This is a genomic window from Pseudomonas sp. Cab53 (assembly GCF_018325965.1).
GTDB lineage: Bacteria > Pseudomonadota > Gammaproteobacteria > Pseudomonadales > Pseudomonadaceae > Aquipseudomonas > Aquipseudomonas chlororaphis_E.
On sequence record NZ_AP021902.1, the window covers coordinates 5066736 to 5079392 of the forward strand.

Sequence of the window (12657 nt, forward strand, 5' to 3'; positions counted from 1 at the left end):
ACTTATTGACCCAACTTCAGGCGAGCGGTCTCGCCACTGGTGAACGGAGCCACATCGACCGGCTGGCCGTTGTAGCTGACCTGTGCGCCACGGGCATACCCCAGGCGTACGGCGAAAGGCGGCTTGCCATTGATGGACGTGCTGTCGCCCTTGCGCTTGAGGCCACTGAACAGGACCTTGCCGTTGCCGTCGGTGACCTGGGTCCAGCAGTCGGCGGTGAACTGAATCTGGACCTGGCCTTCACCGGCAGCCGGGGCGACCGAGGTCGCCGGAGCGGCTGGCGCGGCTGGGGCTGCCGGGGCTGCCGGGGCGACGGGAGCGGTTGGCGTGGCATGGGTGGCAGGCGCCGCCACGGTCGGCGCTGGCGTGCCTGGCGCGGCGGGTGCCGTGGCAATCGGGGCGCCGCCCGTGCTCGGGGCAGCAGGCGTGGTCGGTGCCGGGACAGCCGGCTCAGCGCCGGCCTGGGCGTCGGCATCGTCCGGGCTTTGTGGCAGCGCCAGATTGGTCTCGCCTTCGGCCTGGCCTTCCACGACGGCCTGGTCTTCCGGCTCGTCCAGCGGATGGATCTGGGTCGTACCGTCGGCGCCTTCGACCTCGACGTGCTCGGGGTTCATCGCCACTGGCTCTTTGTTGCGCTGGGACGTCTGGTCCTGCCACCAGACGAAACCGCCACCGATCACCGCGATCAGCAACAGCAGGCTGACAATGCGCAGGATCGTGTGGGAAACACGAACCGGCTCTTCGATGCGTCCCAGGCTGTGCACATTGCTGCCCTGGGCGTCGGAACCGGTGTATTGATCGAATTGCTGGACCAGGACGGTCTGGTCCATGCCGAGCAACTTGGCATAGGCGCGGATGTAGCCGCGGGCGAAAGTGTGCCCGGGCAGCTTGTCGAACGCGCCCGCTTCCAGGTTGCTCAGGGAAGTCACGGTGAGATTGAGCTTGTGGGCCACTTCGGCCAGCGACCAACCATTGCTTTCGCGGGCTTGACGCAGGGTCTCACCGGGATTTACGCGAGTCGCTGCTACAACTTCGGGATGCGCCGCTTTCATCATTGCTCCGACAGGTATTGCTGATATTCCGGCGTACCGGGATAGAGTCTTTTGAGTTGCAGGCCATAACTTGCAGCCTTGTCGCGATCTTCAAACACATGTGCCAGCCGAACGCCGAGCAATAGACTACGTGCATTTTGCTCGCTGAGCAGGCTAAAACGCTCGTAGTAGTCACGCGCGGGCACATAATGCCTGTCTTCGTAGGACAACTCAGCCATTTCCAGCAGGGCTCGCGGTTGCTGGCGGTTGAGGCGCAGGGCCTTTTCCAGCTGCTGGCGGGCCAGGTCTCGCTGGCCCAACTGCGCGGCCGTCATGCCAAGGTTCTCGAATACCCGCGAGCGCTCTGGGTAAAGGGTGTCGGCGGCGGCCTGCTCGAAGCGCTCGTAGGCTTCCTTGTAACGCTTCTGCTCGTAAAGAAAACCGCCGTAGTTGTTCAGGATCCGTGCGTCCTGGGGCCGTGCCGAAAGCGCCTTGCGAAAATGCTGGTCGGCCAGCTCCGACTCCAGTTCGGCCTGGAACACCAGGGCCAGGGCCGCGTTGGCGTCGGCGTCGTTGTCGTCCAGGTCCAGGGCTTTCTTGAGCGGGACCTTGGCCCGTTCGGTCATGCCCTGCTGCAAGTAGCCAATGCCCAGTTGCACATAGGCCGCACGCGCCTCATCGCGCCCCTTGCTGGTTTTCATCGGGTTGTAGTCACCCGACAGAACACAACCGGAACACAGCCCGGCCAACAGCAAGATGAGCGCGAAGCGCAGGGACATAGAGTTCCTCTCTTAGTGACTGTTCGCAGCGTTCTGCGCCACATCGTCGGAGGCGTTCAACTCGCGCACGGCAATGTAGCGTTCGCTGCGACGGGTGCGATCCAGCACCTGCCCTACCAATTGGCCACACGCGGCGTCGATGTCTTCGCCGCGGGTGGTGCGCACGGTGACGTTGAAGCCAGCGTGGTGAAGCTGATCCTGGAAGCGACGAATCGCATTGTTGCTCGGACGCTCGTAACCGGAATGCGGGAACGGGTTGAACGGGATCAGGTTGATCTTGCACGGGATGTTCTTGAGCAGTTCGATCATCTCGACCGCATGCTCGACTTTGTCGTTCACATCCTTGAGCAAGGTGTACTCGATGGTCAGCACGCGCTTCTCGCCCAGGGCCGACATGTAGCGCTGGCATGACTCGAGCAGCATCTTAAGCGGATACTTCTTGTTGATTGGCACCAATTGGTTACGCAATGCGTCATTGGGTGCGTGCAGCGACAACGCCAGGGAGACGTCGATGTGCTTGGCCAGCTCATCGATCATCGGCACCACGCCGGAGGTGGACAGGGTCACCCGACGCTTGGAAATGCCGTAGCCCAGGTCATCCATCATCAAGTGCATGGCCGACACGACATTGTCGAAGTTCAGCAGCGGCTCACCCATGCCCATCATCACCACGTTGGTGATGGCACGGTCGACGGTCGCCGGGACGCTGCCAAAGGATTTGTTGGCAATCCACACCTGGCCGATCACTTCGGCGGCGGTGAGGTTGCTGTTGAAGCCTTGCTTGCCGGTGGAGCAGAAACTGCAATCCAGGGCACAGCCTGCCTGGGACGAAACGCACAAGGTGCCGCGTTTGCCCTGGGGAATGTAGACGGTCTCGACGCAGCTGCCGGACGCCACGCGCACCACCCACTTGCGGGTGCCGTCGCTGGAGATGTCCTCGCTGACCACTTCGGGGCCGCGAATCTCGGCAACCGCCTTGAGCTTCTCGCGCAAGGCCTTGCCGACATTCGTCATGGCGTCGAAGTCGTCGACGCCGAAGTGGTGAATCCATTTCATCACCTGGCCGGCACGGAAACGCTTCTCCCCGATCGAGTCGAAAAATTTCTCCATTTCCGGCTGGGTCAGGCCCAGCAGGTTGGTTTTGCCGTTCGATGTAGTCATGGATTCACCTTCACTCAAAAGCCTGGGCTTAGCGAGTGGTTACTTCAGTAGCGGAGAAAAAGTAAGCGATTTCGCGAGCAGCAGCGGCTTCGGAGTCCGAACCGTGAACGGCGTTGGCGTCGATGGACTCGGCGAAGTCAGCACGGATGGTGCCGGCAGCCGCTTCTTTAGGGTTGGTGGCGCCCATCAGCTCACGGTTGCGAGCGATGGCGTTTTCGCCTTCCAGAACCTGGACGACAACCGGACCGGAAGTCATGAAGGCAACCAGTTCACCGAAGAAACCGCGCTCGCTGTGCTCAGCGTAGAAGCCTTCGGCCTCGGCCTTGGACAGTTGCTTCATTTTCGAAGCTACAACGCGCAGGCCAGCGTCTTCGAAGCGGGTAACGATCTTGCCGATGACGTTTTTAGCAACGGCGTCAGGCTTGATGATGGAGAAAGTACGTTGAACAGCCATGGTGTAACTCCAGAAACGATAATTTGTGAAAAATTAAACCCGCGAATTATACGCGGGTTCAGGGGTATTGCCTAACCTGCCGGGTCGATCAGTCGATTTCTTCGATCCAGAGCGTCTGAACCGCCTCCAGGACCTTCTCGCCGCAACGGCCGGAAGCATTGTCGAAGTCGGGCAGCTCCATGATCCATCGCTGCAGATCGACGAAGTTGACCGTCAACGGGTCTACGTCTGGCTTCGCTTCGGCCAATTCCTCAGCGATGCGCCGTACATCATTCCAACCATAGCTCATGACAGTGTCACCATCAGTGCGGCGCTTCGGCCGCATGGTTAAGCGAATATTTCGGGATCTCGACCACCAGGTCCTCGGTGCCGACCTTGGCCTGGCAGGTCAGGCGCGACGTCGGCTCCAGGCCCCAGGCGCGATCCAGGTAGTCTTCTTCGAGCTCATCGGCTTCGTTCAGCGAGTCAAACCCTTCGCGAATGATGCAATGGCACGTGGTGCAGGCACAAACGCCGCCGCAGGCGCTTTCGATCTCGATGTGGTTGTCGTGGGCCACTTCCAGCAGGGATTTGCCGGTTTCGGCCTCGACCACCATACCGTCCGGGCAGTGCTCGGCGTGTGGCAGAAAAATGATCTGCGGCATCAGTTATTCCTCGATTTCATTCAGGTTGCGCCCCGCCAGGGCGGCCTTGACCGTCGAGTCCAGGCGGCGGGCAGCAAAGGCATCGGTGACGCTCGACAGACGCTTGGTCTGCTGCTCGATGGCATGGCCATCGGTGCCCTTGATCAATTCGGACAGTTCCTGCATCTGCAATTCGATGACCATGCGCTCTTCGGCATCCAACAGGCGATCGCCATCGGCCTCGAGGGCACCCTGCACCGCTTCGATCAGGCGCTGGGCATCGACTTGTTGCTCGCGCAGCACGCGGGCCACCTTGTCGTCGCCGGCGTACTGGAACGAGTCCTTGAGCATCCGGGCGATTTCGCCGTCGGTCAGACCATAGGACGGCTTGACCTGGATGCTTGCCTCGACGCCCGAACCCAGTTCGCGGGCGGTGACGTTGAGCAAGCCGTCGGCATCGACCTGGAAGGTCACGCGGATCTTCGCGGCACCGGCCACCATCGGCGGGATGCCACGCAGTTCGAAGCGCGCCAGGGAACGACAGTCGCTGATCAGCTCACGCTCGCCTTGCAGCACGTGAACCATCATGGCCGACTGGCCGTCCTTGTAAGTGGTGAAGTCCTGGGCGCGGGCGACGGGAATGGTGGTGTTGCGCGGAATCACCTTCTCCATCAGGCCACCCATGGTCTCAAGACCCAGGGACAGCGGAATCACATCGAGCAGCAGCAGTTCGCCGCCGTCACGCTTGTTGCCGGCCAGGGTGTCGGCCTGGATCGCGGCGCCGATGGCCACCACCTGGTCCGGGTCGATTTCGGTCAATGGCTGACGGCCAAAGGCTTCGGCCACGGCCTGGCGAACGCGAGGCACGCGGGTCGAGCCACCGACCATGACCACGGCCTTGACGTCTTCGAGCTCGACGCCCGAGTCGCGCACGGCGCGACGGCAAGCCTTGAGGCTGCGGGCGACCATGGGTTCGATCAATGCATCGAAGGCTTCACGGCTCAGCACCGCACTCCAGCCTTCGTAGTGCACTTCAACGCTGGCGGCGTCGGTCAGGGCTTCCTTGGCGGCGCAGGCGGTTTGCAGCAGGTGGCGCTGCGCACCCGGATCGAGGTCGGCGGACAGGCCCGCCTGCTCGATGATCCAGCCGGCAATGGCGTGGTCGAAGTCATCACCGCCCAGGGCGCTGTCGCCGCCAGTGGCCAGGACTTCGAAAACACCGCCGGTCAGGCGCAGGATCGAAATATCGAATGTACCGCCGCCCAGGTCGTAGATCGCGACCAAGCCTTCGGCGTGCTGGTCCAACCCATAGGCCACCGCCGCGGCAGTCGGCTCATTGAGCAGGCGCAGCACGTTGAGGCCGGCCAGCTTGGCCGCATCCTTGGTGGCTTGGCGCTGGGCGTCGTCGAAGTAGGCCGGGACGGTGATCACAGCCCCCACCAGCTCGCCGCCCAATGCGGCTTCGGCACGCACGCGCAGAACCTTGAGGATGTCGGCCGACACCTGCACCGGGCTTTTCGGCCCCTGCACGGTGTCGATGAACGGCATGTGGGATTCGCCGCCAACAAAACGATACGGCAGTTGGTCGCCCAGCTGCTTGACGTCGGCCAGGCCGCGCCCCATCAGGCGCTTGACCGACACGACGGTGTTCAGCGGGTCAGTGGAGGCGGCCAGCTTGGCCGATTCACCCACCTCGACGCGGTCGGCGTGGTAGCGAACGGCGGATGGCAGGATCACCTGCCCCTGCTCGTCCGCCAGCGGTTCGGAGAGACCGCTGCGCAAGGCAGCGACCAGGGAATTGGTAGTACCCAAGTCGATTCCCACTGCCAGGCGACGCTGGTGGGGTTGTGGACTTTGGCCGGGTTCGGCGATCTGCAGTAGGGCCATCGTAATCAGGACTTATCTGTAATCAGGCGTGCGACCGGAGCGGCACTGGGTTAATCGTCGAGGCGCTCTTCGAGCTGGCGCACTTCGTAGGTGAGCTTGTCGAGGAACTGCATGCGCCGCATCAGGCGTTCGGCCTGTTCGCGTTGCGCGGCATCGTTCCAGCAGGCTGCGAAGCTTTCGTTCAGTGTGTGCTGGGCGTCTTTGAGACGGCGCTTGAAGGCCGCGACACCGGCCAGGTCGGCGCTCTCCTGGAGGTCTTCGAGCTCTTCGCGCCACTGCATCTGCTGCAGAAGAAACTCAGGGTCGTGCACCGTGACTTCCAGGGGCAACTCATGACCGCTGATGGCGAGCAGGTAGCGCGCGCGCTTGGCCGGATGCTTGAGCGTCTGGTAGGCCTCATTGAGGTTGGCAGACTGCTCCAGCGCCCGGCGCTGCTCGGCTTCGGAGGCATCGGCAAACCGGTCCGGGTGGACACCCCGGGCCAGCTCCAGGTAACGCGCGGACAACTGATCGAGATCCAGCTGGAACGCAGGCTGCATCTGGAACAAGGCAAAATGACAAGGAGTTCCCACGAGCCGCCTCAGATGTTGAAGCTTTCGCCGCAGCCACACTCACCGCGTACGTTGGGGTTGTTGAACTTGAAGCCTTCGTTCAACCCTTCCTTGACGAAATCCAGCTCGGTGCCGTCCAGGTACGTCAGGCTCTTCGGGTCGATGATCACTTTCTGACCATGACTCTCGAACACCTGGTCGTCTTCGCCCACTTCGTCGACGAATTCGAGCACGTAGGCAAGGCCAGAGCAGCCCGTGGTGCGAACACCCAGGCGGATACCCTCGCCCTTGCCACGCCCCGCGAGGGAACGCTGCACATGTTTAGCTGCCGCTTCTGTCATCTGGATAGCCATGGAAACTCCTTAGCGGTGCGCGGATCAGATCAAGCCTTTCTTCTGCTTGTAATCGCGAACGGCGGCCTTGATGGCGTCTTCAGCGAGTACCGAGCAGTGGATCTTCACTGGCGGCAGGGCCAGTTCTTCGGCCAGCTGGGTGTTCTTGATGGTTTCGGCTTCATCAAGGGTCTTGCCCTTCATCCACTCGGTGGCCAGGGAGCTGGACGCGATGGCCGAACCGCAGCCATAGGTCTTGAACTTGGCATCTTCGATGATGCCTTGCTCGTTGACCTTGATCTGCAGGCGCATCACGTCGCCGCATGCCGGGGCGCCGACCATGCCGGTGCCGACATCAGGATCCTGCGCGTCCATCTTGCCGACGTTGCGCGGGTTCTCGTAGTGGTCGATGACCTTTTCGCTATATGCCATTTGCTTCAATCCTCATCAGTGAGCCGCTCTGGTGGCGACTTCTTCAGTGCGCAGCCCACTCGATTTTCGAGATGTCGACGCCGTCTTTGTACATGTCCCACAGCGGCGACAAGGCGCGCAGCTTGGTGACGGCCTCGCAGACTTTCTGCGCGGCGTAATCGATTTCCTCTTCGGTGGTGAAGCGGCCGAAGGTGAAGCGAATCGAGCTATGGGCCAGTTCGTCGTTGCGGCCCAGGGCGCGCAGTACGTACGAAGGCTCGAGCGAAGCCGAGGTGCAAGCCGAACCGGACGACACAGCCAGGTCCTTGAGTGCCATGATCAGCGACTCGCCTTCAACGTAGTTGAAGCTCAGGTTCAGGTTGTGCGGGACGCGGGCGGTCATGCTGCCGTTGACGTAGAGTTCTTCGAGGTGCTCGACCTGCTTGAAGAAACGGTCGCTCAGGGCCTTGATGCGCACGTTCTCGGCAGCCATGTCTTCCTTGGCGACGCGGAAGGCTTCGCCCATGCCGACGATCTGGTGGGTCGCCAGGGTGCCGGAACGCATGCCACGCTCGTGACCGCCACCGTGCATGGTCGCTTCGATGCGCACACGCGGCTTGCGGCTGACGTACAGCGCGCCGATGCCTTTGGGACCATAGGTCTTGTGGGCCGAGAAGGACATCAGGTCGACCTTGAGCTTCGACAGGTCGATCTCGACCTTGCCGGTGGACTGCGCCGCGTCGACGTGGAACAGCACACCCTTGGAACGGGTCAGCTCGCCAATGGCGGCGATGTCGTTGATGGTGCCGATTTCGTTGTTCACGTGCATGATCGAAACCAGGATGGTGTCGTCGCGCAGTGCGGCTTCAACCATGGCCGGGGTGATCAGGCCGTCTTCACCCGGCTCGATGTAGGTGACTTCGAAGCCTTCACGCTCCAATTGGCGCATGGTGTCCAGGACAGCCTTGTGCTCGACCTTGGAGGTGATCAGGTGCTTGCCCTTGGTGTGATAGAAATGCGCGACACCCTTGATTGCCAGGTTGTCGGACTCGGTGGCACCGGAGGTCCAGACGATTTCACGTGGGTCGGCATTGACCAGGTCGGCGACCTGGCGACGAGCGTTTTCAACCGACTCTTCGGCTTTCCAGCCGAACACGTGGGAACGGGACGCCGGGTTACCGAAGTTTCCGTCGACCAGCAGGCATTCACTCATTTTTTGCGCGACACGCGGATCAACCGGGGTGGTCGCAGAGTAATCAAGGTAAATCGGCAATTTCATGGACTCTCTCCTAAATCAGGCTGGCTGGCGTTCCGCGTGCTCTGCGGCGGTCATTCGACGGCGGACGCTTCAATCTTGTCCAGGTGCGGCGCCCTGCCATTGCAACGGCGCTGGTCCTGACGCTGGGCTACTTCTTGCACCTCACGGCGGGTGACAAGGTCGGCCAAGCTGATACCGCTCAGAAACTCGTGGATCTGCAGGCTCAAGTCGCACCACAGGTGATGGGTCAGGCAAGTATCGCCGCCATGGCAGTCGCCCAGCCCTTGGCATTTGGTCGCATCGACCGATTCGTTCACGGCATCGATCACCTGGGCGACCTGGATGCCTTGCATTTCACGGGACAGCTGGTAGCCGCCGCCGGGGCCGCGCACGCTGGAGACCAGGTTGCTGCGGCGCAGCTTGGCGAACAGCTGCTCAAGATAAGACAGGGAAATGCCTTGGCGCTCGGAGATATCGGCCAGGGACACCGGCCCGTGCTGCGCGTGCAATGCCAGATCCAGCATTGCGGTCACGGCGTATCGGCCTTTTGTAGTCAGTCGCATGGACAATTACCACGGAGTTCGGAATGGGGGCGAGTATGCAATTCCCGAGTATTTAAGTCAAGTATAAGACCTAGTGGGTTACTCGGATTTACCCGCGAAAGAGCGCGCGCATGATAGCAAAGGCTTGGCGGGCAGGACCAGTGATACCGCGTTATCGTTCTTCGCGAGCAAGCTCGCTCCCACAGGGGGTCTGCGTCGTACATGAGTGATGTGCTCGACAGAGATCCCTGTGGGAGCGAGCTTGCTCGCGATGAGGCCAGCAGGGTTTCAGCTGGCCTGGCTTTCATCCTTGTCCTGCACACACGCAAAGTCTTCCTCGCGCAGTTCAGGCAGGTCCTTGGCACAGTAATTACTGCCCAGTTCCTTCAGGGCGCCGCACATCCCCTCCAGGCGACCATCGACGGCCTGCAGGTGATCGAGCAACTGGTTGATCGCGCGCGCCACCGGGTCGGGCATGTCTTCGCCGACACCGTAGGCATCGAAGCCGATCTTCTCGGCCATGGCTTTGCGCCGGGCATTCTGCTCGTCATCGGACTTGACGATGATCCGCCCCGGAATACCGACCACGGTCGCCCCGGGCGGCACAGCCTTGGTCACCACGGCGTTGGAGCCGACTTTGGCCCCCGCGCCCACTGTGAACGGCCCGAGCACCTTGGCGCCCGCCCCCACCACCACGCCGTCTTCCAGCGTCGGGTGGCGCTTGCCTTTGTTCCAACTGGTGCCGCCGAGGGTCACGCCCTGGTACAGGGTCACGTCATCACCGATCTCGGCGGTTTCGCCGATGACGATGCCCATGCCGTGGTCGATGAAAAACCGCCGACCGACCTTGGCGCCAGGATGGATCTCGATCCCGGTCAACCAGCGTCCGAAGTTCGAGACCAGCCGCGCCAGCCATTTCCAGCCCATATTCCACAACGCGCCAGACAACCGATGCAGCCAGATGGCGTGCATTCCCGGGTAGCAGGTCAGCACTTCAAAGGCATTGCGCGCCGCCGGGTCACGATGGAAAACGCTTTGGATATCTTCACGCAAACGTTCGAACATTTTATTTCTTCCGCTTAATCAGCTCACCACGGGCCGCTTTCTGGGTTTCCGTGAGGATGCCGCGCAATATATTCATCTCCGCCCGGCTGACCGAGCTTCGTCCGTACAACCGACGCAGGCGCGCCATCAAGTGCCTTGGCTTGTCCGGGTCGAGGAACTCGATGTCCACCAGGGTCTGCTCCAGGTGTTCAAAGTATCGTTCCAGCTCATCCATCGTCGCCAGTGTCTCACTGCGCGGCGAGCCGACCTCGGTTTTTTCGACCTTGCTTGGCTGCCCTTCGGCGGCCAGCCAGGCCATGCGCACTTCATAACTCAACACCTGCACCGCCGCCGCGAGGTTCAGGGAACTGAACGTCGGGTCGGAAGGGATATGCACGTGAAAGTGACATCGCTGCAGCTCTTCATTGGTCAGGCCGGAGTCTTCACGGCCGAACACCAGGGCGATCTCGCTGCCCTGCTCCGCTTCCTCGATGACCTTGGTCCCGCACTCGCGGGGGTCGAGCATCGGCCAGGGGATGCGCCGGTCGCGGGCACTGGTGCCGAGCACCAGGTTGCACCCGACCAAGGCGTCTTCCAGGGTGGCGACCACTTGCGCACCGGCAAGGATGTCATCGGCGCCGGACGCCCGGGCGTCGGCTTCGTGATGGGGGAACAGCCGCGGCTCGACCAGCACCAGGCGTGACAGGCCCATGTTCTTCATGGCCCGCGCAGCCCCGCCGATGTTACCCGGATGGCTGGTATTGACCAGGACGACACGAATGTTCTGCAACAAGGGAGGCGCTCTCGAACACGATAAAGGGAGCAAATCTTACATAAGCACCTACCGTTAAGCTATGAAAGCGAACACCAACCTTCTCCTCGGAAAACTTTCTGATAGAATGCGCGGCTTTCTTTAACAACCTTAGGTGACACATCCATGCAGCCCATGCTGAATATCGCGCTGCGCGCCGCCCGCAGCGCCAGTGAACTGATCTTCCGCTCCATCGAGCGCCTGGATACCATCAAGGTCGACGAAAAAGACGCCAAGGACTACGTGTCCGAGGTGGATCGCGCCGCCGAACAGAAGATCGTCGACGCCCTGCGCAAGGCTTACCCGAACCACTCGATCCTGGGTGAAGAGACCGGCATGCACGCCGGCACCGGCATCGAAGGCGAAGAGTACCTGTGGATCATCGACCCACTGGACGGCACCACCAACTTCCTGCGCGGCATTCCTCACTTTGCTGTCAGCATCGCCTGCAAATACCGTGGCCGCCTGGAACACGCTGTCGTGCTGGACCCGGTTCGCCAGGAAGAATTCACCGCCAGCCGTGGCCGTGGCGCCCAGTTGAACGGTCGTCGCCTGCGCGTCAGTGGTCGCACCAGCCTGGACGGCGCCCTGCTGGGCACTGGCTTCCCGTTCCGCGATGACCAAATGGACAACCTGGACAACTACCTGGGCATGTTCCGCGCCCTGGTCGGCCAGACCGCCGGCATCCGCCGCGCTGGCGCCGCCAGCCTGGATCTGGCCTATGTAGCCGCCGGCCGTTTCGATGCATTCTGGGAGTCGGGCCTGTCCGAGTGGGACATGGCCGCAGGCGCCCTGCTGATCCAGGAAGCTGGTGGCTTGGTGAGCGACTTCACCGGCGGCCACGACTTCCTCGAAAAAGGCCACATCGTGGCGGGCAACACCAAATGCTTCAAGGCGGTGCTGACGGCTATCCAGCCACACCTGCCGGCTTCGCTGAAACGCTAAGCGACGCAGCCACAGAAAAGCACCCTTCGGGGTGCTTTTTTTGTGCCTCGGTTTTATGGATGAGGCAAATCCTGTGGGAGCGGGCTTGCCCGCGAAGACAATGTCTCATTGGACATGGATGCAAGCTGTTCCACCGCCTTCGCGGGCAAGCCAGCTCCCACACGGGATTGGGGTGGGTCAGGAATACGGGCATAAAAAAAGCACCCCGAAGGGTGCTTTTTCAATTCTTCCGAATTACTGGGCCGGTTCGTTCTGGCCTAGGATCAGTTGGCCTTCCTTGCTCACCGGGATCTGGTTGCCCGGGTCGCGATCCATACGGACTTTGCCTTCCTTGCCGTCGAGCATGTAGCGCACGTCGTAGCCGACGACCTTGTCACTGATGTCGTTGACGGTATTGCAGCGGGTTTGCGTCGTGGTGTACGTGTCACGCTCCTGCATGCCTTCCTGAATCTTGTTACCGGCATAGCCGCCGCCGGCCGCGCCGGCCACGGTGGCGATTTTCTTGCCGGTGCCGCCGCCCACCTGGTTGCCCAGCAGGCCACCGGCCAGGGCGCCGATCACGGTGCCGGCGATCTGGTGCTGGTCCTGGACCGGCTTCTGCCGGGTCACGGTGACGTCCTTGCACACTTCACGCGGGGTCTTGATCTGGGTCTTGACCGGTTCCACGGCCAATACTTGCGCATACTCAGGGCCACTTTTTACCAAGCTGTAGGTCGCGACCGCACCACCGGCAGTCACACCGACAGCACCCAATACCGCACCAACCAGCATCGATTTGTTCACTTGAACCTCCTGACCATCACAAGCGGAATAATCCGCGCTTCTCCC

General features: G+C 61.7%; 16 protein-coding genes. 1 reads left to right on the forward strand and 15 read right to left on the reverse strand.

Features of this window, described 5'->3' with window-relative positions; translation table 11 throughout:
• Nucleotides 1-2: 2 nt before the first annotated feature.
• The 14 genes from KI241_RS22145 to trmJ all read right to left on the reverse strand — a co-directional run bounded on the left by KI241_RS22145 (nt 3) and on the right by trmJ (nt 10866).
• Nucleotides 3-1052: a RodZ family helix-turn-helix domain-containing protein gene (locus KI241_RS22145; protein WP_212802995.1), complete on the reverse strand. Its 1050-nt coding sequence runs from the start codon at nt 1050-1052 to the stop codon at nt 3-5.
• Nucleotides 1052-1810: a type IV pilus biogenesis/stability protein PilW gene (pilW, locus tag KI241_RS22150; RefSeq protein WP_042727992.1), complete on the reverse strand. Its 759-nt coding sequence runs from the start codon at nt 1808-1810 to the stop codon at nt 1052-1054. Before pilW ends, KI241_RS22145 begins: the two co-directional genes overlap by 1 nt.
• Nucleotides 1811-1822: 12 nt before the next feature.
• Nucleotides 1823-2971, reverse strand: a complete 1149-nt coding sequence (gene rlmN, locus KI241_RS22155) for a 23S rRNA (adenine(2503)-C(2))-methyltransferase RlmN (RefSeq protein ID WP_042727993.1) — start codon at nt 2969-2971, stop codon at nt 1823-1825.
• Between the two features lie 28 nt (nt 2972-2999).
• Nucleotides 3000-3425 (reverse strand): nucleoside-diphosphate kinase, encoded by a 426-nt coding sequence (ndk, locus tag KI241_RS22160; protein ID WP_042727994.1) that lies wholly within the window; start codon nt 3423-3425, stop codon nt 3000-3002.
• An 88-nt stretch (nt 3426-3513) separates the two neighbouring features.
• On the reverse strand, nt 3514-3714 hold the full coding sequence (iscX, locus tag KI241_RS22165) for a Fe-S cluster assembly protein IscX (protein WP_042727995.1): 201 nt from the start codon (nt 3712-3714) through the stop codon (nt 3514-3516).
• 13 nt (nt 3715-3727) lie between these two features.
• The gene (fdx, locus tag KI241_RS22170; protein ID WP_042727996.1) at nt 3728-4069 is read right to left on the reverse strand and encodes an ISC system 2Fe-2S type ferredoxin; all 342 of its coding nucleotides are present in this window, start codon (nt 4067-4069) and stop codon (nt 3728-3730) included.
• A 3-nt stretch (nt 4070-4072) separates the two neighbouring features.
• Entirely contained in the window at nt 4073-5935 is a 1863-nt protein-coding gene (hscA, locus tag KI241_RS22175) for a Fe-S protein assembly chaperone HscA (RefSeq protein ID WP_212802996.1), read from the reverse strand.
• Nucleotides 5936-5985: 50 nt separating this feature from the next.
• A complete protein-coding gene (hscB, locus tag KI241_RS22180; RefSeq protein WP_047736804.1) occupies nt 5986-6507 on the reverse strand; it encodes a co-chaperone HscB in 522 nt (173 codons plus the stop codon).
• 8 nt (nt 6508-6515) lie between these two features.
• Nucleotides 6516-6839 carry an iron-sulfur cluster assembly protein IscA gene (gene iscA, locus KI241_RS22185; RefSeq protein ID WP_030139597.1) on the reverse strand — a complete coding sequence of 108 codons (324 nt, stop codon included), beginning with the start codon at nt 6837-6839 and terminating at the stop codon, nt 6516-6518.
• A 24-nt stretch (nt 6840-6863) separates the two neighbouring features.
• Complete coding sequence (iscU, locus tag KI241_RS22190; protein WP_003185157.1) at nt 6864-7250, reverse strand: Fe-S cluster assembly scaffold IscU; 387 nt, start codon at nt 7248-7250, stop codon at nt 6864-6866.
• A 43-nt stretch (nt 7251-7293) separates the two neighbouring features.
• A complete protein-coding gene (locus KI241_RS22195; RefSeq protein ID WP_042727999.1) occupies nt 7294-8508 on the reverse strand; it encodes an IscS subfamily cysteine desulfurase in 1215 nt (404 codons plus the stop codon).
• Nucleotides 8509-8558: 50 nt separating this feature from the next.
• Nucleotides 8559-9050, reverse strand: coding sequence for a Fe-S cluster assembly transcriptional regulator IscR (gene iscR / locus KI241_RS22200; RefSeq protein WP_042728000.1), 492 nt, complete (start codon nt 9048-9050; stop codon nt 8559-8561).
• 267 nt (nt 9051-9317) lie between these two features.
• A complete protein-coding gene (gene cysE / locus KI241_RS22205; protein WP_042728001.1) occupies nt 9318-10094 on the reverse strand; it encodes a serine O-acetyltransferase in 777 nt (258 codons plus the stop codon).
• 1 nt (nt 10095) lies between these two features.
• On the reverse strand, nt 10096-10866 hold the full coding sequence (trmJ, locus tag KI241_RS22210) for a tRNA (cytosine(32)/uridine(32)-2'-O)-methyltransferase TrmJ (protein WP_212802997.1): 771 nt from the start codon (nt 10864-10866) through the stop codon (nt 10096-10098).
• 144 nt (nt 10867-11010) lie between these two features.
• Between trmJ and suhB the strand changes: the two genes are divergently transcribed.
• Nucleotides 11011-11829, forward strand: a complete 819-nt coding sequence (gene suhB / locus KI241_RS22215; RefSeq protein ID WP_003185165.1) for an inositol-phosphate phosphatase — start codon at nt 11011-11013, stop codon at nt 11827-11829.
• Nucleotides 11830-12063: 234 nt separating this feature from the next.
• Here the strand turns inward: suhB and KI241_RS22220 are convergent, their stop codons facing one another.
• Nucleotides 12064-12612: a glycine zipper 2TM domain-containing protein gene (locus KI241_RS22220; protein ID WP_042728003.1), complete on the reverse strand. Its 549-nt coding sequence runs from the start codon at nt 12610-12612 to the stop codon at nt 12064-12066.
• Between the last annotated feature and the right edge of the window lie 45 nt (nt 12613-12657).